Origin of the sequence: Tessaracoccus coleopterorum, assembly GCF_011174705.1 — a bacterium.
In the GTDB taxonomy this organism is placed as follows: domain Bacteria; phylum Actinomycetota; class Actinomycetes; order Propionibacteriales; family Propionibacteriaceae; genus Arachnia; species Arachnia coleopterorum.
This window is the reverse complement of the sequence record NZ_JAANIJ010000001.1, coordinates 2310293-2330140: the sequence shown is the minus strand read 5'-3', so window position 1 is coordinate 2330140 and position 19848 is coordinate 2310293. Positions and strand designations below refer to the sequence as shown.

21 protein-coding genes and 7 pseudogenes are annotated in these 19848 nt (G+C 68.3%); 22 read left to right on the top strand and 6 right to left on the bottom strand.

Annotated features, from left to right (window positions below; genetic code table 11):
* Positions 1–108: 108 nt before the first annotated feature.
* From meaB to G7085_RS14895, 11 genes and pseudogenes are all read left to right on the top strand, one after another.
* A pseudogene (gene meaB / locus G7085_RS35165) lies at positions 109–1107 on the top strand (methylmalonyl Co-A mutase-associated GTPase MeaB); the annotation flags it as partial.
* 125 nt (positions 1108–1232) lie between these two features.
* A pseudogene (locus G7085_RS14935) lies at positions 1233–1926 on the top strand (FhaA domain-containing protein).
* The gene (locus tag G7085_RS30635) at positions 1927–2388 is read left to right on the top strand and encodes an FHA domain-containing protein FhaB/FipA (protein WP_197511585.1); all 462 of its coding nucleotides are present in this window, start codon (positions 1927–1929) and stop codon (positions 2386–2388) included.
* Positions 2389–3345 (top strand): PP2C family protein-serine/threonine phosphatase, encoded by a 957-nt coding sequence (locus tag G7085_RS14925; protein ID WP_197511584.1) that lies wholly within the window; start codon positions 2389–2391, stop codon positions 3343–3345.
* 49 nt (positions 3346–3394) lie between these two features.
* Positions 3395–3817, top strand: coding sequence for a hypothetical protein (locus G7085_RS14920; protein WP_197511583.1), 423 nt, complete (start codon positions 3395–3397; stop codon positions 3815–3817).
* A pseudogene (locus G7085_RS35160) lies at positions 3817–5208 on the top strand (FtsW/RodA/SpoVE family cell cycle protein). The gene G7085_RS14920 and the pseudogene G7085_RS35160 overlap by 1 nt, the downstream one beginning before the upstream one ends.
* Positions 5205–6629: pseudogene (locus tag G7085_RS32870) on the top strand (peptidoglycan D,D-transpeptidase FtsI family protein). The pseudogenes G7085_RS35160 and G7085_RS32870 overlap by 4 nt, the downstream one beginning before the upstream one ends.
* A gap of 67 nt (positions 6630–6696) precedes the next feature.
* Positions 6697–8204: pseudogene (gene pknB, locus G7085_RS35155) on the top strand (Stk1 family PASTA domain-containing Ser/Thr kinase).
* 43 nt (positions 8205–8247) lie between these two features.
* Positions 8248–8460 (top strand): PASTA domain-containing protein, encoded by a 213-nt coding sequence (locus G7085_RS32860; protein WP_197511582.1) that lies wholly within the window; start codon positions 8248–8250, stop codon positions 8458–8460.
* A 169-nt stretch (positions 8461–8629) separates the two neighbouring features.
* Positions 8630–8806: a glutamine amidotransferase-related protein gene (locus G7085_RS36365; RefSeq protein WP_269451875.1), complete on the top strand. Its 177-nt coding sequence runs from the start codon at positions 8630–8632 to the stop codon at positions 8804–8806.
* A gap of 25 nt (positions 8807–8831) precedes the next feature.
* The gene (locus tag G7085_RS14895; RefSeq protein ID WP_456300399.1) at positions 8832–9266 is read left to right on the top strand and encodes a glutamine amidotransferase-related protein; all 435 of its coding nucleotides are present in this window, start codon (positions 8832–8834) and stop codon (positions 9264–9266) included.
* Between the two features lie 8 nt (positions 9267–9274).
* On the opposite strand, the pseudogene G7085_RS14890 reads toward G7085_RS14895, so the two are convergent.
* A pseudogene (locus G7085_RS14890) lies at positions 9275–9918 on the bottom strand (DUF881 domain-containing protein).
* A 340-nt stretch (positions 9919–10258) separates the two neighbouring features.
* Here G7085_RS14890 and G7085_RS26615 point away from each other — a divergent pair.
* The 3 genes from G7085_RS26615 (at position 10259) to G7085_RS26610 (ending at position 11682) form a co-directional block, all read left to right on the top strand.
* Positions 10259–10426, top strand: a complete 168-nt coding sequence (locus G7085_RS26615; protein ID WP_331715702.1) for a cell division protein CrgA — start codon at positions 10259–10261, stop codon at positions 10424–10426.
* A complete protein-coding gene (locus tag G7085_RS36360; RefSeq protein ID WP_197511581.1) occupies positions 10423–11133 on the top strand; it encodes an HAD family hydrolase in 711 nt (236 codons plus the stop codon). Before G7085_RS26615 ends, G7085_RS36360 begins: the two co-directional genes overlap by 4 nt.
* A 255-nt stretch (positions 11134–11388) precedes the next feature.
* A complete protein-coding gene (locus tag G7085_RS26610) occupies positions 11389–11682 on the top strand; it encodes a hypothetical protein (RefSeq protein WP_231979561.1) in 294 nt (97 codons plus the stop codon).
* 97 nt (positions 11683–11779) lie between these two features.
* Here the strand turns inward: G7085_RS26610 and G7085_RS35140 are convergent, their stop codons facing one another.
* The 5 genes from G7085_RS35140 to G7085_RS14855 form a co-directional block, all read right to left on the bottom strand.
* Complete coding sequence (locus G7085_RS35140; protein ID WP_408647214.1) at positions 11780–12130, bottom strand: HNH endonuclease signature motif containing protein; 351 nt, start codon at positions 12128–12130, stop codon at positions 11780–11782.
* Positions 12131–12173: 43 nt separating this feature from the next.
* Positions 12174–12788, bottom strand: coding sequence for a 13E12 repeat family protein (locus tag G7085_RS14870; protein ID WP_197511579.1), 615 nt, complete (start codon positions 12786–12788; stop codon positions 12174–12176).
* Positions 12761–13054, bottom strand: a complete 294-nt coding sequence (locus G7085_RS14865) for a hypothetical protein (RefSeq protein ID WP_197511578.1) — start codon at positions 13052–13054, stop codon at positions 12761–12763. Before G7085_RS14865 ends, G7085_RS14870 begins: the two co-directional genes overlap by 28 nt.
* Positions 13024–13167, bottom strand: a complete 144-nt coding sequence (locus G7085_RS14860) for a hypothetical protein (protein ID WP_197511577.1) — start codon at positions 13165–13167, stop codon at positions 13024–13026. The genes G7085_RS14865 and G7085_RS14860 overlap by 31 nt, the downstream gene beginning before the upstream one ends.
* A gap of 103 nt (positions 13168–13270) precedes the next feature.
* Positions 13271–13438, bottom strand: coding sequence for a heavy metal-binding domain-containing protein (locus G7085_RS14855; protein ID WP_197511576.1), 168 nt, complete (start codon positions 13436–13438; stop codon positions 13271–13273).
* 409 nt (positions 13439–13847) lie between these two features.
* Between G7085_RS14855 and G7085_RS14850 the strand changes: the two are divergent.
* The 8 genes and pseudogenes from G7085_RS14850 to G7085_RS26600 all read left to right on the top strand — a co-directional run bounded on the left by G7085_RS14850 (position 13848) and on the right by G7085_RS26600 (position 19829).
* Positions 13848–15363, top strand: a pseudogene (locus G7085_RS14850) (lysine--tRNA ligase).
* A 179-nt stretch (positions 15364–15542) separates the two neighbouring features.
* Positions 15543–15863, top strand: coding sequence for a LacI family DNA-binding transcriptional regulator (locus G7085_RS14845; RefSeq protein WP_231980491.1), 321 nt, complete (start codon positions 15543–15545; stop codon positions 15861–15863).
* Positions 15827–16534 (top strand): substrate-binding domain-containing protein, encoded by a 708-nt coding sequence (locus tag G7085_RS14840; protein ID WP_197513092.1) that lies wholly within the window; start codon positions 15827–15829, stop codon positions 16532–16534. The genes G7085_RS14845 and G7085_RS14840 overlap by 37 nt, the downstream gene beginning before the upstream one ends.
* A gap of 68 nt (positions 16535–16602) precedes the next feature.
* On the top strand, positions 16603–17706 hold the full coding sequence (locus G7085_RS14835; RefSeq protein ID WP_197511574.1) for an ABC transporter substrate-binding protein: 1104 nt from the start codon (positions 16603–16605) through the stop codon (positions 17704–17706).
* The gene (locus G7085_RS14830; RefSeq protein WP_197511573.1) at positions 17648–17914 is read left to right on the top strand and encodes a hypothetical protein; all 267 of its coding nucleotides are present in this window, start codon (positions 17648–17650) and stop codon (positions 17912–17914) included. The genes G7085_RS14835 and G7085_RS14830 overlap by 59 nt, the downstream gene beginning before the upstream one ends.
* A gap of 83 nt (positions 17915–17997) precedes the next feature.
* Entirely contained in the window at positions 17998–18729 is a 732-nt protein-coding gene (locus G7085_RS14825) for a carbohydrate ABC transporter permease (protein WP_231979560.1), read from the top strand.
* Positions 18730–18820: 91 nt separating this feature from the next.
* Positions 18821–19228: a hypothetical protein gene (locus G7085_RS26605; RefSeq protein WP_231979559.1), complete on the top strand. Its 408-nt coding sequence runs from the start codon at positions 18821–18823 to the stop codon at positions 19226–19228.
* Positions 19229–19343: 115 nt separating this feature from the next.
* Positions 19344–19829: a carbohydrate ABC transporter permease gene (locus tag G7085_RS26600; protein WP_231979558.1), complete on the top strand. Its 486-nt coding sequence runs from the start codon at positions 19344–19346 to the stop codon at positions 19827–19829.
* Positions 19830–19848 lie beyond the last annotated feature (19 nt).

The following is a 19848-nucleotide window of genomic DNA, read 5'->3' as shown; positions in this document are numbered from 1 at the left end:
GGCCCACCACCGACGCCGGACGTCGACGGGAGGCCGTCCGGCCCACGGGTGGGCAACACGTCAGGGGTGGCGGCCGGTCCGAAAGCCGCTGACGGTAAGGTCGTGGGCATGCGACGGGTCAATGTTGAGGAACTTTCGGACGGCATCGCCAACGGCACCCGGGCGGCAATCGCCCGCGCCATCACGCTGGTCGAGTCGACCCGACCCGAGCACCGCGCGCTTGCCCACCAGTTGCTGCAGCGCATCGCACCCCGCACCGGCAACGCCTTCCGGGTCGGCATCTCCGGCGTCCCGGGCGCGGGCAAGTCGACGTTCGTCAACGCGATGGGCATGAAGCTGATCGACGAGCGGCACCACCGCGTCGCCGTCCTCGCCGTCGACCCGTCCTCATCGAAGACCGGCGGTTCCATCCTGGGCGACCGCACCCGGATGGGAGAGCTCGCCCAGCGTGAGGACGCCTTCATCCGCCCTCGCCGTCGGGCGGTCACCTCGGAGGGTGGCCCGCGCCACCCGCGAGTCGATGCTCGTCCTCGAGGCCGCGGGCTACGACGTCATCCTCGTCGAGACGGTGGGCGTCGGTCAGTCCGAGGTCGCCGTCGCCGGCATGGTCGACACCTTCCTGATGCTCCAGGTCGCCCGTACCGGCGATCAGCTGCAGGGCATCAAGCGCGGCATCCTCGAGCTCGCCGACGTCATCACCATCACCAAGGCCGACGGCGACAACGAGCAGGCGGCACGTGTCGCGGCCCGCGAGCTCACGATCGCCATGAAGCTGATCACGAGCGACAACGAGAAGCGCCGCGCCCCGTCCTCACCTGCTCCTCCTACACAGGTGAGGGCCTCGACGAGGTGTGGGACACCGTCACCGAGCACCGGGCGGAGCTCGAGGAGGCGGGAACGCTCGCCACCCGCCGCCTGGCCCAGCAGCGCGACTGGCTGTGGAACATGGTGCGCGACGAGCTCATGGAGGCCCTGCGCACCTCACCCCAGGTCCGTGCCCGGGCCGAGGTGGTCGAGGCCCAGTTGGCCGAGGAGTCACTGTCGGCCCTCGAGGGAGCCCGGGAGATCCTCGCAAGCTTCGCCACCGCCGTCGAGACGATGCCCTGGCGGACCGCCAGGGGGCCTGAGCCCCCTCACACCCGGTGCGCTAGCCTGCCAGGGCGCACCGTTTCCGCGGCGGCGGGTAAGCTTGTGGCCGGATGACGTCCGTCCAGCACGAGGAAGGGAGGCACATGGGAGTCTTCGACAAGGCCGAGAAACGCATCGAATCCGCCGTCGGCAAGGTCTTCGCGCGCGCCTTCAAAGGCTACGTGCACCCCGTCGAGATCGTCGCGGGCATCCAGCGGGAGCTTGATGCCGAGGCCAAGCTGCTGAGCCGTGAGAGGCGCCTCGTGCCCAACGCCTTCCGGATCGGACTCTCCCAGGCCGACTACGACCGCCTCGCCCCCTACTCCAAGACGTTGAACTCCGAGATCCTGCCCGGCATCCGCGACCACGCGGCCGACCGGCAGTACGTGTTCAACGGGCCCATCTCCATCGAATACGCCCTCGATGCGAGCCTCCCGACGGGTCAGTTCACCGTCGCGAGCCAGGCCGTCGCGACGGAAGGGGCCGGCCGCCAGGCCCCCGCGGCCAGATCGTCCTCGAAGTCAACGGCGTGCGTCACCCGCTCGCTGCCCCCGGCCTGCTGATCGGCAGGGGGCGGAGGCCGACCTCCGCCTGAACGACCCGGGCATCTCCCGCCGCCACGCGATGATCTCCGTCTCGGGCGATCCGTCCCACCCCGTCATCACCATCGAAGACCTCGGCTCGACCAACGGGGTCCACGTCAACGGCAGCCGCATCACCAAGACCCGCATCGGGGAGGGCGCACGCATCGAGGTGGGCAACACCAGGATGCTGGTCTACACGCCGACGGAGTCCTGAGTGTCGGACCTCATCGTCGCCACGATCAAGATCGTGTTCCTTGCCCTGTTGTGGCTGTTCATCCTGCTCGTCGCGAACGTCGTCCGGACCGACCTGTTCGGGCGCAGAGTACCCGCCTCCTCGCTCTCGACGATCCCGGCCGATCGTGGCCGCGGCAGATCCCGCAGCAAGCTCCCCACCCGGTTCGCGATCACCTCGGGACCCCAACAGGGCATGTCCGCGCCGGTGGAGCCCGTCATCAACCTCGGCAGGGCCGCCGACTCGACGCTGCTGCTCGACGACGACTACGCCTCGGCGCGGCACGCGCAACTGGTGCAGCAGGACCCGACCACGTGGCTCCTCTCCGACCTGCAGTCGACCAACGGCACCTACGTCAACGGAAAGCTGGCCACCGAACCGGTCAAGGTCACGGTCGGCGACGTGGTGCGCATCGGCAAGACCCTGATGCGGCTGGAGATCTGAGTGTTCAGTCTCCGCTTCACCGCCCATTCGGAGGTCGGCCGCGTCCGCAAGAACAACCAGGACGCCGGCTACGCCTCCCCCACCATGCTGCTCGTCACCGATGGCATGGGTGGCGCAGCTGCGGGTGACCTGGCGTCCGCGGTGGCCTCCACCGAGGCCGCCCGCTCCGACGCACGGGCCACGGACGGCGAGGAGATGCTCGAGCGCATCGCGGGCATCATGGCGCGTTCCAACGCCAAGCTCAGCGCCCTCATCGAGGAGGACCTTCAACTCGACGGCATGGGCACCACCTTCTGCGGCGCCATGTTCAACGGCGAACAGTTCGGGCTCGCACACATCGGCGACTCCCGCGGCTACCTGCTCCGCGACGGCGAGCTGAGGCAGCTCACCCACGATCACTCCTGGGTGCAGTCACTGATCGACGAGGGCAAGATCACACCGGCACAGGCCGCCGTGCACCCGCACCGCTCCCTGATCCTCAAGGTGCTCAACGGACAGGATCTGTTCGACCCCGACTACGAACTCCTCGAGGCACGGCTCGGCGACCGGATCATGTTCTGCTCCGACGGCCTCAGCGGGCTCGTCGACGACGAGGTGATGGCAGGCCTGCTCGCCATCGATGACCTCGACGAGGCCGCTGCGAGGCTCGCCGGCACGGCGTACGACAATGGCGGGCACGACAACATCACCGTGGTGATCGGCGAGGTCGCCGACCAGGACGACGAACTCGACGCTGCGCCGGGGCTGCTGGTCGGCTCGGCGACAGAGGTCGAGATCCCCGGACCGGGCAGCTCTCCATGGAACGCGGCGACAGCGACGATCAGCCCCAGTACCCCACCCACGACACGGCCGCAGGCCTGGGGCAGGACCCGGATGAGGCCGCCCGTTACGCGCCCCAGGATCCCAAGCGCCGCTGGCCCGGGATCCTCGCCGTCGTGCTCGCGGCCGCGCTCGTGATCGGGGGAGCGCCTGGGCCGTCTACGGCTACGGGAAGACCCGCTACTTCGTGGGCGCCGACGAGGGCTTTGTCGCCGTCTACAACGGGCTCCCCGGCGGATTCCTCGGCCTCAGCCTGAGCACACTCGTCGAACGCACCGACATCGCGGTGGCCGACCTCCCCCGCTTCTTCCAACGCCAGGTGGAGGCCACGATCCCGCTGTCGAGCGCCGGTTCAGCCGAGGGCACGACCGAATCGTTTCGTGAGCTGGCCCGACGCTGCGTCGAGGTACGGGAGGAACGCAGCCACCCCAAGCCGACCCTCGCGCCCTCGCCACTTCCGACGGTCCAGCCCACCGGGCCGGGGCTCCCGATCGACCCGTCCGTGACCGTGACGCCCGATCCGGGCCTGTCGGCCACGGCCGGCCCGTTCCCGAGCGCCATCACCGTCACCCCGACGGCGACCGAAGAGGCAGACCCAGAGGCCTGCTGATGAGCGACCAGATCCAGCCGGCACTCTCCGACGAGGTGATCGTCTACCGCAAGCGACGCGGCGTCGAACTCCTCCTCATCCTGCTCGCCCAGACCTTCGGGTACTCGGGCTGGGTGATCACCAACCTGAACCTGTACGGCACGCTGCCGTCGAACCTGCTGCCCGTTGCCGGGGTCTGGTTCGGGATGGGCCTGGTTGCCCACCTCGCGGTGCGCTTCCGGCTGCCGTACGCCGACCCCCTGATCCTGCCGTCCGTGTTCCTGCTCAACGGGCTCGGCCTCGCGATGATCTACCGCATCGACCAGATCCCGAACCCATCAGGACCGACTCGACCACGCAGTTGATCTGGACCGGGCTCGGCATCGTCCTGTGCATCGCCGTGATGCTCGTGCTGCACGACCACCGCAGGCTCCAGCGCTACCCGTACCTGATGTTCCTCGGCGGCCTGATCCTGCTGCTGCTGCCGCTGATGCCGGGCATCGGGCACGCGTCGGGCGGTGCGCGGATCTGGATCCGTGTCGCGGGATTCTCGTTCCAACCGGCCGAGATCGCCAAGATCCTGCTCGCCATCGCGTTCGCCGCCTACTTCTACGAGAAGCGCGAGGTGCTCGCACTGGCCGGACGACGCTTCCTCGGGTTCGAGCTGCCCGCGCCCGCGACCTCGGACCCATCATGGTCATGTGGCTCGCCGCCATCGCGGTCATGGTGTTCCAGAACGACCTCGGCACCTCGCTGCTGTTCTTCGGCCTGTTCACCGTGATGATCTACATCGCCACGGAGCGGCCCGCCTGGCCGATCCTGGCGGGGCTGTTGTTCGTGGGGGCGGCACTCGCCGCGTACAAGTTCACCAACCATGTGCCACGCCGCGTCAACGCCTGGCTCGACCCGTTCAGCGACTACGACCGGAACCTGCAGATCATCAGCGCCCAGTTCGGCTTCGCCTGGGGCGGCCTGTTCGGCCGCGGCTGGGCCTGGGCCGGCCGGGTCTGACACCGCTGGCCAAGAGCGACATGATCGCAGCGGCCCTCGGCGAGGAGATCGGGATCGTCGGCCTGATGGGCATCATCGTGATCTACGGCCTGCTGATCGCCCGCGGCTTCAAAGCGGCGCTGACGGTGCCCGACGGCTTCGGCAAGCTGCTCGCCGCCGGCCTCAGCTTCACATTCGCGCTGCAGGTGTTCGCCATCATCGGCGGCGTCACCCGCCTGCTGCCCCTGACCGGCCTGACGACGCCGTTCATGTCGCAGGGCGGCTCGAGCCTGATCGCCAACTGGATCATCATCGGCATCCTGCTCGTGATCTCCCACCGCGCCCGCATGCCGCAGGCGGCCACGGCCGCGCCGCAGGAGGCAGGCGACCTCGAGGCGCTGACGACGGTGATCGCCCGATGAACGGCCCCATCCGCAAGGTGACGATCTTCGTCTCGGTGCTGCTCGCGGCGCTGCTGGTCAACCTGACCTGGACCTCCGTCGTGCGCGCCGACTCGCTCAACGCCGACGGGCGCAACCGCCGCGTCCGCGACGCGGAGTTCGCGCGTGACCGCGGCGCGATCCTCGTGGGCAACGAGCCCATCGCGGAGTCGCTGCCCGGTAGCGGCCGGTTCCCGTTTGTACGCACCTACCCCGACCCGGAGCTGTGGAGCTCGGTGACCGGCTGGTATTCCTACGACTTCGGACGCTCGGGGCTCGAGTCCTCCTACAACGAGCAGCTCGCCGGCACGTCGAACGACCAGGCGCTCGGCCGGATCATCGACCTCCTGACGGGCAGGCGCTCGGGCGGCGCCAATCTGCAGACCACGCTCAACCCGGCGGCCCAGGCGGCTGCGGTGCGCGCCCTCGGCGACAAGCGGGGTGCCGTCGTGGCGATCGACTACAAGACCGGCCAGGTACTCACGCTCGTCTCGACCCCCACCTACGACCCCAACCTGCTCGCCACCGTCGACCTCCGCGACGCGCAGAAAGCGTGGGACGAACTCCTCAACGGCGAGGACGAGCCGCTCAAGGGCCGCGCGACCCGTGAGGTGTATCCCCCGGATCGACCTTCAAGCTGGTCACCGCGGCGGCCGCCCTGGCCGACGGCATGGTGCCGGACTCCATGGTCGACTCGCCCGACTCGCTTCCGTTGCCGAACTCGAGCCGCACGATGGGTAACTCCACCGACTGCGGCGGGCAGCGCGTGTCGCTTCAGCAGGCGCTGCAGACGTCGTGCAACACCGCGTTCGGCAACCTGGGTCTCCAGCTCGGTGCCGACAAGATCCGGGCGCAGGCCGAGGCCTTCGGGTTCAACCAGGACCCGACCATCGACATCGCCGCCGCCACCTCGCGCTACCCGACGGAGTTGGACGCGGCGCAGACCGCGCTGACGGCGATCGGGCAGTTCGATGTGGCATCTTCCCCGTTGCAGATCGCCCAGGTGGCCGCCGCAATCGCCAACGACGGTGTCATGATGAAGCCGTATCTGGTCAGCTCGGTCACGAACCGCGACCTGACGGTCCTCGACGCCCGCTCCCCGAGGAGCAGTCGCGGCCCCTCACCCAGGCGAACGCCAAGCTGATGCAGCAGATGATGATCGCCGTGGTCGAGAAGGGCACCGGTAAGCCGGCCCGGATTGACGGCGTCACGATCGGCGGCAAGACCGGCACGGCGCAGACCGCGCCCGACCGCCCCCGTACGCATGGTTCGTCGGCTACGCCGAGGACCCCTCCGTCGCGATCGTCGCGTTCGTGGAGAACGCCGACGTCGGTCGCGACGACATCTCGGGCGGCAAGCTGGCCGCGCCCATTTTCAAGGCCACTTTGGAGGCTCTCCGATGAGGTTCTCAGATTCCTCTCATGCCCATTCGGCAAGATGGTGCAGGACAAACCGAAAGGACCGGCAGCGATGACAGAGCGAGGAGCCTTGCTCGGCGGCCGCTACCAGCTCGATGCGATCATCGGGCGGGGCGGCATGGCCGAGGTGTGGCGCGCCCGTGACCTGCGTCTCGAGCGGGACGTCGCAGTCAAGCGGCTGCGCGTCGATCTGGCGAGCGACCCCACCTTCCAGGCGCGGTTCCGCCGTGAGGCGCAGTCGGCCGCCGGCCTGAACCACCCGAACATCGTGGCCGTCTACGACACCGGCGAGGAACGCGACACCGGCTCCGACGTGTCGGTGCCCTACATCGTGATGGAGCTCGTCGAGGGCGTGACGCTGCGCGAGGTGCTGCGCGACGGACGCAAGATCGTGCCCGAACGGGCCCTCGAGTTCACGGCCGGCGTGCTGGACGCGCTCGCCTACGCGCACCGGGCCGGGATCGTGCACCGCGACATCAAGCCCGCCAATGTGATGCTGACGCCCAACGGCACCGTCAAGGTGATGGACTTCGGCATCGCCCGTGCCGTCGCCGACACGTCGGCCACGATGACGCAGACGGCGGCCGTGATCGGTACCGCCCAGTACCTCTCCCCTGAGCAGGCGCGCGGCGAGAAGGTCGACAACCGCTCCGACATCTACTCCGTCGGCTGCCTGCTGTACGAACTGCTGACCTCACAGCCGCTGTTCAAGGGCGACTCCCCCGTCTCGGTGGCCTACCAGCACGTGCGCGAGATCCCGTCCCGCCGTCCCAGCTCGATGCCGAGGTGACTCCGGCGATGGATGCCATCGTCCTGAAGTCCCTTGAGAAGGATCCCGGCGACCGTTACTCCGATGCCAGCGAGATGCGCGATGACATCAACCGCTGCATCGCGGGCGAGCCTGTGCTCGCGCTGAACCAGGCCGACCAGGCCACCCGCATCATCCCGAGCGACCCGATGACGACCACCGCCCGCCGCGGCGTCGTCCCGCCGGCCGTCACGGCGGCCGTACCCGCCGTACCCGCCGCCAGCCCCGACCTTCCGGAGGACGCGTTGGAGGAGGTCGAGGAGGAGCCGAAGAGCCGCAAGGGCCTCATCGTGCTGCTGACCATCGCCGGGCTGGTGCTCGTGGGCATCATCGTGGCAGTCGCCATGCTGCTCAGCGGCCCCCGGGACGGCGGAGCCCTCCGCGTCGCCCACCCCACGCCCACCCCACCGTCTCAAGCAGCCCGAGCCCGACACCGAGCGCCTCCCCGACCCGCAGAACGTCCTCGTCCCCGACCTGACGGACAAGACCGAGGTCGAGGCCGAGCGCCTGCTGCGCGACGCCGACCTGGTCGGGGACCGCCGCGAGGAGGCGGGCACCGACGCGAACAAGGGCAAGGTCATCCGCCAGGATCCGATTCCCAACATGCCGGTGAAGCCGGGTTCGACGGTGGTCTACTTCGTCTCGACCGGCGCGACCGGGGCCGAGATCCCGCCAGTGTCCTCGACGTCCCTACGAAACGGCGAAGGACCTGCTCAAGGGCCTCGGCTTCACCAATATCCAGCCGCCCGTGAGGCCGATCCCGCCACCGAACCGATCGGCGCGGAGGCCGGGCGCGTGATCTCTGTCGAACCGGGCGAGGGAAAGACGGTCGACTTCAACACGCCCATCACGCTGACCGTGGCCACAGGCAAGTCGGTCGTGCCGTCCCTGACCGGTATGAACGAGGCGGCGGCGACCCAGCGTGCGCAGGACGCCGGATTCCGCATCAAGGTCCTGATGGTTCCCACCGACGACCAGACCCCGGGCTGGTGTTCCAGCAGTCCGTAAAGGAGGGCGACGTGGTGGAGCGGGGCACCGAGATCGAGGTGTCGATCGCCCAGGCCGCGTCTGAGTCACCCGGCGCGGCGCAGACGACGCCCGCGCCCTGACAGTCGCAGACAGGCCCGACCACCGGTCACGCATCCCCTGGGTGCGTGGCCGGTGGCACAATTGCGCCGTGGCACGCATCCTCGTCATCGACAACTACGACTCGTTCGTCTACAACATCGTCTCGTACCTGGCCCAGCTCGGCGCCGAGGTTGAGGTGTGGCGCAACGACGCCCCGGTTTCGATCGGCCCGACTGGCACGAGGCGTTCGACGGCATCCTGCTGTCCCCGGCCCGGGCTCCCCTGAGGAGGCGGGTGTCTGCGTCGACGTCGTGCGCACCCTGGGCGGGGTTGTGCCGCTGTTCGGCGTCTGCCTCGGGCTGCAGGCCATGGGCGTCGCCTACGGCGGGGTCGTCGACCGGGCTCCGGAACTGCTGCACGGCAAGACGTCGCCGGTCTTCCACAAGGGGAAAGGCGTCTTCGCCGGGCTCCCTTCCCCCATCACCACCACCCGCTACCACTCGCTCGCGATCGTCGAGGAGACCGTTCCCGACGTCCTGGAGGTGACCGCCCGCACCGAATCGGGCGTGATCATGGCCGTGCGCCACCGCGAGTTCGCCGTCGAGGCCGTGCAGTTCCATCCGGAGTCGGTGCTCACCGAGGGCGGCTATCAGATGCTCGCGAACTGGCTCGCGGTGTGCGGCGACGCGGAGGCCCCGGCTCGCGCCGTGGGGCTTTCGCCGCTGGTGTCGACGAAGCTGCGCTGAGCCCGCGCTCAGCCCTGCGTGGCGAAGCGGAGGCCGACGGTTCCGCTGTAGGCCGGCAACTCCAGGTCGCTCCGGACGCTCACCGTGTAGCCGAGTCCGTAGGCGTCGACGTACTGGCGGTAGATCTGGACCGCGCGCGAGTCGTCCAGCCCCTGCTGGAGTGAGCCGGAGTCGCCGATGGCCTCGATCACGTAGGGCGGTGCGTACGGGATCCCGTGCAGCACGACGGTGTTGCCCACGCACTTGATCCCTGTGGTGGAGATGACCCGCTGCCCTGGATGGTCATGGCCTCTGCTCCCCCGTCCCACAGCGCGTTGACCACCGCCTGGATGTCCTGTTGGTGCACGACGAGGGCATCGTCGTCGACACCGGCAGGCCGGAAGTCGGAGGGCGCGTCACTCAGGGTCACCGAAAGACCCGGACCGTCGACGGCGACGAGGCCTGCGGCGATCTCCGCGGCGTGCACCTGCTCGCCCAACTCGCCGGTTCCGCCCTGCGCGGCGGCCAGCGAGGACACCTCGGCGTCGAGTCCGGCCGCCGCTGCCCGCAGTTCCTCGTTCCGGTCGGCCTGGGTGACGATCAGGTCGCGCAGGTCGGCGCCACGGTCGCTACGCAGGTCGGTGCCGCGGGCGGCCACGGCTGCGACGCTCATCATGAGCCCCGCGAGGACGCACACCAGGATGGTGGCGATGCGGCCACGGGGCGTGCGCCGACGCTGTTGCCCGATGTTGGCGCGCACGCGCGGGATCCGCTGCGCGATGCGGTCCCGGAGCGTCATGGTGCCAAGCCTAACCGCGCACGCAACGCCCGAGTGTGCATTCTGGGCACACTCAATTAGGCTGGTCGCCGTTACATCTTTTGTCTAGGAGGCCTCCAGTGCCCGAATCCAAGGTCCGCAAGAAGGCCGAGGTCAAGAAGCAGCGCAGGGACTCAGCCGAACTGGCTGAACAGCGCAGCGAGAGGAAGCGCCTCGCCCGGCCAACCGAAACTGGGTGCCCGCGGTGTTCATCCCCGTCGGCCTCGTCGGCGTGGCGTGGATGGTCGTCAACAGCCTCGCCGGCCAGGCGATCCCGTTCATGCGGGCCCTGGGCGACTGGAACATCGCGATCGGCCTCGGCCTGATCGTGGCGTGCTTCTCCTTCATGACGCTCTGGAAGTGACCACTCTGCAGGAGCCGTTCGGGGTCTTCGACGCCGTCATCTTCGACTTCGACGGCACGCTGGCTGATTCCCACGCCTCGATGATGACGGCCTACGGGATCTTCGCCGAGGAGTACGGCATCGCCCTCGAGGAGATGCGGCGCTATACCGGCATGCCCACCGAGGCGGTCGCCCGGGCGTTGCTGCCCGCGGACATCGCGCCGGCGGCCGGACGGCGCATCGACGAGTTGGAGTGTTCCAACACCGACGGCGTCGTCGCGCTTCCGGGTGCCCTCGCCGCCCTTGAGTCGATCCCCGAGCACCGCAAGGCGATCGCGACCTCGTGCACGACGCGCCTCATCACCGCCCGGATGGGGCGGCCGGCCTTCCGATGCCGTCCGTCGTGGTTCCGCGCGACACCGTCAAGAACGGAAAGCCCGCCCCGGACTCGTTCCTGCGGGCGGCCGAACTGCTCGGCTTCGCCCCGGCCCGCTGCCTGGTGGTGGAGGACGCCCCGCCGGGATCGCCGGGGCGCGCGCCGCCGGCTGCGCCGTCATCGGGGTGACCACCGGGCACACCGCCGACGAGTTGGGTGCCGACCTGTGCGTCGCGACCCTCGCCGAGCTGCGCTTCGAGGCCGTCGAGGCTGGCGTCCGCGTGGCCCTGGCCTGACCTACCGGACCACTCGGAAAAATCGGCCAGTAGCCGATTCTGGTCGGTCCCGCTGAAAATACTGGCCACTGCCCTCTTCAGGGCTCTCGGAAAAATGGGCCAGTGGCCGATTCTGATCGGTCCCGCTGAAAATACTGGCCACTGCCCTCTACCGGGCCCTCGGAAAAATGGGCCAGTATCCGATTCTGGTCGGTCCTGCTGAAGATAGTGACCACTACCCCGCTCCTTGGTGGCGTCGCGGCAGACGGGGATCCCCGTCTGGGCCACCGGCCAGGGTTGCGCGGTGGTTGGGGTTCTTGGCAGCAACGGGGATGGTTCTGCGCGCGCCGGGTCTGGGCTGCCGGGCCTCGGAAAAATGGGCCAGTGGCCGATTCTGGTCGGTCTGCCTGGAAAAGGTGCCCACTGACTTGCCCGTCCTCCTGCCGGGCCTCCTGGAAAAATGGGCCAGTAGCCGATTCTGGTCGGTCTGCCTGGAAAAGGTGCCCACTGACTTGCCCGTCCTCCTGCCGGGCCTCCTGGAGAAATGGGCCAGTGGCCGATTCTGGTCGGTCCTGCTGGAAATAGTGGCCACTGCCCGGCTGCTTCGCGGGGACCGGATGGGGTGATGCGGACGACGCCATCACGGCCGGCTCCGGTCGGTGGATGCCTTCCCGGATGTTCAGCTGGGCCGGGGCGCACCGTCCGACCCGCCGATGGGGCGGGTCAGACGGTCAGGGCAGGGTGCCGTGGCCGGGATCGGGGAGCGTGTCGGGTCGAGCCGTGCCGGGGAAGGAACTCGGGCATCCCATGGACGTCGATCCGGACATGCCACCGCTCCCGGGCAGAGTCCCGCCCAGAGGTTCGGGTTCCGTCTGGAGGTCTGCCTGGCGGGTGGTGCATCCGGGGTGGTTCGACCAGTTTGTGGTGCTTCGGACACAGCAGGACCAGGTTCCCCAGGCAGGTCGGGCCGCCATCCCACCACGGGATCACGTGATGGGCCTCACACTCATGGTCGGCCGCGTCGCAGCCGGGGAACGCGCAGCCACGGTCACGGATGGTGAGCGCGAGGCGCATCTCATCGGACACCAGCCGCCGCGTTCGGCCCAGATCCAACACCTCAGAGGCGGACCCGAGGACGACGGGGTGAGGTCAGCGTCGCAGCACAGGCGCCGCAACTCACCTGCGGGATCTTCTGCCCCGACGGCAGCACTCCTGCCTGCTCAACGCGACGGTGGAGGGTGTCTTCGTCGAGGTGGACCACGACCCGGGCCCGGTCCTGCGCCACCCGCACACCCGAGGTGTCATGTCCGTGGATGATGGCCATGAACGCGTCCGCGGCGCGCTGCTCCGGAGTCACCTCAGGCCGCCCCACGCCTGCCGAGCGTCGATCGTCACGGGTGGCACGCTTGACGGCTTCGGCCCTGGCTTCGACCAGGCGGACCAGTTCGGCGCCGTCGACGGCGGGGACCTGACCGGAGAAATGGAGCGATCCGTCGTCGTAGTGGTACCGGAACGCCCGGTTCCGTTCCGCGCGACGCTGCTGCGCCTCCAACCGCACCTGCTCCCGCTGCGCCGCATCAGCCTCCGACTCGACCGGATCCGCGGCGTCCAGCGCTTCGCTGGCGAGGCGCTTCAACCCGTTCGTGTCGAGCCGAGCGGCCTTCGCGACCAGGAACTCCGCCGCCCTGCCCTGCTGCTCCAGCGTCAACCGGGACGGGAGATCGTCGAGCATCGCCGTGATACACGCGGCCTGCCTGGTCGAGACCGCCCATCCACCGCCGCCCGCCCGACCTCGGGATGTGCGGCCAGGTCATGGCCGGCGAAGATGATCCCGGTCGCCTCACCCTTCGTCGCCCGCCGCGTCGACTTCAGCCACACAGCCATCGTCAACCCCGTCGCAGCCTCCGCAACACGGCGCCGGTCAGCGTCGGAGATGGCCAGGGAGCGGGTGGCGAGCAGTCGGTCGATCAGGGTGTTGAGGGAGGCCAACTGCTCCAACTCGTGTTCCGGGTGACGGAGGCCTCTGGTGGGGCCGCATTCCACTGGTCGAGGCCCTGTTCCAGCCGCGCGATGGCCTCATCGCGGGTGTTCGGGAACGGGCCGTCCAACATGCTCCGATTCTACCCCCGTTCGATACGTTATGGAACTACCCGGGGCAACAATTTTCGGCGATTTATGATGACTGGCTACGGGTTTTACCCATCTGGGCCAGCTCTACCGGAGCCGCACAGCCGTGCCGTAGGCCGTCAGTTCGCTGACCGTCTCACTGATCTTCCCGCCGTCGAACCGCACCCCGACGACAGCGTCCGCTCCCAGCTCCAGCGCGAGTTTCACCATCGCGCCGACCGCGTCCTGTCGGGCGGCAGTATTGATGAACCCCATCTCGGGATTGTGGGCGAGGTCCCGCGGCCGGGTCGACACCCGATGACCAGCCCGACCACTCCCGTGATCTCGCTGCCGGGCAGGAAATCCGTGGTGGCCACGGGGATCGGGTAGGAAACGTTGGCAGGCTCCCGCGGGTCGATGTCACGCTGGGGCTGCGGCGAGATCGGCGGTGCCGACGGCGTGGGCCTCGGAACGCGGCCCCCGGCGACCTGTGGTTGCGGGGCACCGGCGCCGCCGGCGGCCGAGGATTCGGCTGCCTGGGCGCCATGGGCTGCGGCCGGGGTCGCTGTCCCCCGTCGGGTCGCGGTGGCTGGACGGTCATGCCCGCAAGCGTATCGTCGCCCCGGGCCGCGGATCCCGGGAGCGACCCGCCCGAGGAGGCCTCGCCGGCCGCGTCGACGGTAGGATGTCGCGCGTGACCAAGACGCCTGACCAGTTGCCAAGTGACTCCGAGCAGACCGCCATCCGCAAGGAGAAGCGCCAGCGCCTACTGGACGCCGGAGTCGAGGCCTACCCGGCCGATCTGACGCGCACCCACACCCTCCGCGAGATCCGCGCCGGCTGGGGCACCTTGAGGCAGGCGAGGAGACGCAGGACGTCGTCACCGCTGGCGGCCGCGTCGTGTTCATCCGCAATACCGGCAAGCTCGCCTTCGCCACGCTGCAGGACGGATTCACCCCTGACGACAATGGTGAGCGACTGCAGGTGATGCTCTCTCTCGCCGAGGTCGGCGAGGAGGCGCTCAACGCCTGGAAGAGCGACGTCGATCTCGGCGACTTCGTGTGGGTCAGCGGTCGCGTCATCGCCTCCAAGCGAGGCGAGCTGTCGATCATGGTTTCCGAGTGGCGGATGGCAGCCAAGTCGCTGCGGCCGCTGCCCGTCCTCCACAAGGACCTGTCGGAGGAGGCCCGCGTGCGTCGCCGCTACGTCGACCTGATCGTCCGCGACGAGGCCCGCGACATCCTCCGCAAGCGCTCTGCCATCACCCGCGCCGTCCGCGAGACGCTCTACGCCCGCGACTACCTCGAGGTCGAGACACCGATTCTGCAGCTCGTGCACGGCGGCGCGGCCGCCCGCCCGTTCGAGACGCACATCAACGCGTTCGACATCGACATGAGCCTGCGCATCGCACTCGAGCTGCACCTGAAGCGCACCATGGTCGGCGGTGCCGACCGCGTCTTCGAACTCGGCCGCGTCTTCCGCAACGAGGGCATCGACTCCAGCCACTCGGCGGAGTTCACCATGCTCGAGGCCTACCAGTCCTGGGGCGACCAGCGCACCATCGCGCGCCTGATCCAGGACATCGTGGTGGCCGCGGCCGACGCCGTCGGCTCACGTCAGGTGGAGACCCCGAAGGGCGTCATCGATCTCGACGGCGAATGGGAGTGGCTGCCCGTCTACCCGGCACTGTCCTCGGCCGTCGGCGAGGAGGTCACGGTCGACACCCCGCTCGAGCACCTGCGGGCGATCGCAGAGGGTCGCGACATCGAGTACGACCCCAAGCTCGCCGCGGACAAGATGGCGATGAAGCTGTTCGAGGAGCTCGTGGAACCGGGGCTGCTGCAGCCCACCTTCGTCTACGACTACCCGTCGATCGCGCAGCCGTTGGCCCGCCCGCACCGCACCGAGCGCGGGAAGGTCGAGGCCTGGGACCTGATCATCGGAGGCATGGAGCGCGGCACCGGCTTCACCGAGCTGATCGACCCGATCGTCCAGCGCGAGGTGCTGGTGGCTCAGTCACTCAAGGCGGCCGCAGGCGACCCGGAGGCGATGGCGCTCGACGCCGACTTCCTGGAGGCCCTCGAGTTCGGTGTGCCCCCATGGGTGGCCTCGGCCTCGGCATCGACCGCCTCATCATGCTGCTGACCGGCGTCGGGATCCGCGAGACGATTCTCTACCCGTTGCTGCGCCCACAGGCCTGACCCACCCCTCCCGACGCCCGGGCCGGATGATCCAGCCCGGGCGTCGGCGCCTGTCAGCGCACATCCCGATTCGTTATCAAGTTGTGACGCATTGCCCTTGACTTAAGTTGCGACCCGATACATACTCATGTCATCGAAACGCTTCGACTAAGCGCTTCGACGACACGAGGGAGTGTTCCATGGCCACCATCACAGACGTCGCACGCCAGGCAGGCGTATCCGTCTCGACGGTGTCCTACGCGCTATCCGGGGCCCGCCCCATCCGCCCGGCCACCAAGGCGCGCATCGAGGCGGCCATGGCGGAACTCGGCTATCAGCCCAACGCCAGTGCCCGCTCGCTGGCGAGCAGGAAGACAAGCGTCCTCGCGATGCTCTACCCAGACGCCGACCGCGGCGTCGGGACCACCGGGGGGAGTTCATCCACGCGGCCGCGGAGCGGGCACGGGAACTCGGCTACCACCTGGTGCTCTGGCCCATCCCACACGACGACACCCGCATGATGAGCAGCCTGGTCGCACAGGGCCAGGCCGACGGCGTGCTCATGATGAGCGTCCATCTCGATGACGCGAGGGCGGATGCCCTCGACGCCGCCGGGGTGCCCTACGCCATGATCGGCGCCACGCGTGACATCAGCTCACGCTCCAGCGTTGACATCGACTTCGGTACGACCGTCCAGGAGACCGTCGACCGGTTGGTAGGGCTTGGTCACCGCGAGATCGCCTTCATCAACCACTCGAGCCAGTCGCTCGCCACGGGGTACGGGCCCTCGGTGCGCGCCGACCAGGCGTATCGGGCCTACCTCACCGACCTGGGCCTCTCCCCGATCGCCCGCACCTGCGAGGACACCCCCTCCGCGGGCAGACAGGTGGCGGCGGAGATCCTCGACTCACACCCAGGCGTCACCTCCTTCATGACCATGAACGAGTTGGCAACATTCGGCGTCTACTCCGCACTGCAGAGCCGTGGACTTTCAATCCCCGGCGATGTCTCGATCATCGGCCTGGCCACCTCCATGGGTGTCAGCGAGATGTCCAACCCCCACTCACCACGATGGATGTTCCCGGCACAGCCCTCGGGCGCCTCGCCGTCGACTCGCTCGTGGCGCAACTCAACGGCGAACCGCCCCAGGTTGCCAACACCTCAATCCCCTGCATCTACGGCGAGGGAATGAGCCTCGGTCCCGCTCGGACCAACAGCTGAGGACGCCGGCCGGCCTCCTCGAACCGAAAGGAAAACGCAATGAAGCGAAATCCCAGACTGTCGTTGGTGGCAGCGGTTGCGGCACTCGCCCTCGCCCTCACAGGCTGCGCGGGCGGCGGCGGATCCGCAGGCGGTGACGCAGACAAGGAAGACAAGACCCTCACCATCTGGCACTACGAGAACGACGACTCCGCGATGGGCAAGGCCTGGAATAGGGCCATCGAAATCTTCGAGGACAAGCATCCCGACGCCACGGTCAAGGTCGAGATGCAGACCTTCGAGCAGATCCAGAAGAACGCCAAGATCGTGCTCACCGGCGACAAGGTGCCCGACGTCATGGAGTACAACAAGGGCAACGCCACCGCGGGGCAGCTCGCGGCGCAGGGCCTCATCACCCCGCTGACCGACTTCGCAGACGAGTACGGCTGGGAGGAGAAGCTCCCGGCATCCATCGCCACCACGGCACGGTACAACGAGCAGGGGCTGATGGGCAGCGGCGAGTGGTTCGGCGTTCCCAACTACGGCGAGTACGTCGGCGTCTACTACTCGAAGGCTGCCTTCGAGGAGATGGGCGTGGCCGTCCCGACCACCCTCGACGAGTTCGAGGCGGTCCTGAAGAAGTTCAAGGACGCCGGAACGACCCCGCTCGCCACGGGCGGCTCGGAGTACCCGCTCGGACAGCTCTGGTACGAGCTCGTCCTCGCCAACTCTGAGCGCAGTTTCGTCGACAACTACCAGCTCTTCAAGAATGACGTCGACTTCCACGGGCCCGAGATGACAAAGGGCACCGAGAAGCTGCAGGCGTGGATCGACTCCGGCTACATCGACAAGGACGTCGCAGCCCTCACGGCTGAAGACATGGGCGTGTCGTTCATCAACGGCACGTACCCGATGATGGTGTCCGGCTCCTGGTGGTTCGGACGCATCGCAACGGAGAAGAAGGACGACTGGGGATGTTCTCCTTCCCGGGCAACAAGCTGCACCCCGGGTCGTCCGGCAACATCTGGGTCATCCCGGAAAATGCCGACTCGAAGACGCTGGCCGCCGACTTCATCGACATCACGCTCAGCCCGAGGTGCAGCAGGTGTTCGCCGAGAACGGCGGCCTCCCGGTCGCGGGCGGCGACGCCACCATCACGGATGAGCAGGTCAAGAACCTCACCGACACCTTCAACGGGATCCTCACCGACGACGGCCTCGCGTTCTACCCCGACTGGCCGGTTCCGGGCTACTACGACGTGATCGTCGCTCAGCTCCAGGCCCTCGTCAACGGCAACAAGGACGTCACAGCCGTGCTCGACGGCCTGCAGGCCCCGTACGTCGAGGGCAAGGAGGAACTCCTCAACGGCTGACCGGTCCACGGTTCGTCAGGGTGGGGCGGACTCCGCCCCACCCATCCCCGAAACACCCTGTCAGCCACAGGAGGCACCGAGCCATGACTGAACCCCGGCGACGCGGCGAGTCGCGTTGGGCGTACCTGCCCTACCTGCTCCCCGGCATCATCGCCTTCGCCGTCATCATCGGCTACCCGCTCGTGATGAACATCTACACGAGCCTGTTCAAGTGGCGGGGCGGCAACGCCCCGATGCGCTGGTACGGGCTCGGCAACTACCGCGACCTGCTGGGTGACGAGGCGTTCTGGATGTCGTTCCAGAACTCCGTCTGGATGATCATCGCCATGGTGATCGTGCCGACCTTGATCGGCCTGATCCTCGCCGCCGTGCTGTTCGACTACCTCGGCCGGCGCTTCGGCTCGGGGGTCTCGTCCTTCCTGCGGGCCACCTACTACCTGCCCCAGATCCTCCCCGTCTCCGTCGCAGGCGTCCTGTGGAACTGGATCCTCAACGCCCAGACCGGAGCGATCAACGAGATCCTGCGAGGCCTCGGCGTCGCGTCACCGCCCAACTGGCTCGGCGACCCCGACCTGGCGATGCGCACCGTCATGCTCGTGCTCATCTGGGCCCAGATCGGGTACCCCGTCGTCATCTTCATGGCGGCCCTCGAGCGGGTGGACCCCGAGCTCTACGAGGCCGCCGAGCTGGACGGGGCCGGCTGGGTAGCCCGGTTCCGTGCGATCACGATTCCCCAGATCCGCCCCGAGACCTTCGTGGTCACCCTCACGTGCACCGTCGCGGCGCTGAAGGTGTTCGCCCCATCTACGTGCTGACCCGGGCGGGCCCGAAGGCTCGACGCTCGTACCGAGCTACTACTCCTACCTGAACTTCTTCGACAAGTCGAAGGTCGGCTACGGCTCCGCGGTGGCCACCGTCCTGACGCTCGTGATCATCGCGGTCGCCGGGGCATCCTCGCGCTGCAGGCACGCGTGGAGCGTCACGAGAGGGAGGGCGTCTGACATGACCACCACCGCTCAGAGACCGGGCGCCCGGCACAACCCTGGGAAGGCACCCGACATGACGACAACCGCCGTAAAGCCCGGCGCCCGTCACCGTAGAGGCGCCGCCCGCTGGCTCGTGCTCGCGGCCGCCGCGATCTTCGCGCTCCTGATGCTCTCACCGTTCTTCATCATGGCGCTCAACGCGCTGAAGTCGCCGCAGGATTACTCCAACAACGGCCCCCTCAGCTTCCCGACCGAGCTCTACACCGACGGTCTCGTCGCGTTCTGGACGCGCACCGACTTCCCCTCAAGCTCCTCAACTCGGTGCTGATCTCGGGTGCCGTCGCCATTCTCGGCGCGCTTCTGTCCTCGTCACCGCGTACGCGATCGGAATCGGCCGGATCCGCGGCAGGACGTGGCTGCTCGGCCTGTTCCTGATCGCCAACATGCTGCCGCAGGAGGCCCTGATCTACCCGTTGTTCACCATGGCCAACGACGTGGGCCTCTCGAACTCGCGCCTGTCGGTCATCATCATCTTCACGGTGATCCAGGCCGCCTTCGGGATCTACCTGCTGAGCTCCGTGCTCGGCACCTTCCCACGCGAACTCCTGGAGGCCGCTGCTCTCGACGGCGCGGGAAGATTCCGCATCCTCATCGACGTCGTCTACCCGATCGTCCGCCCGACGATGGGCGTCCTGATGGTGTTCTTCTTCATCTGGACGTGGAACGAGTTCTTCATCCCGCTCGTGATGCTGACCAACAACGACACCCAGACGATCCCGATCGCGTTGGCTTCGTTGCAGGGCGACCGCATGATGGACGCCCCGACCACCAACGCGGGCGCGCTGGTGTCGCTCCTGCCCGCGCTCATCTTCTTCCTCATCTTCCAGCGCACCCTGACCCGCGGTGTCACCGCGGGCTCGGTGAAGTGACCCCGACCCCGAAACGAGA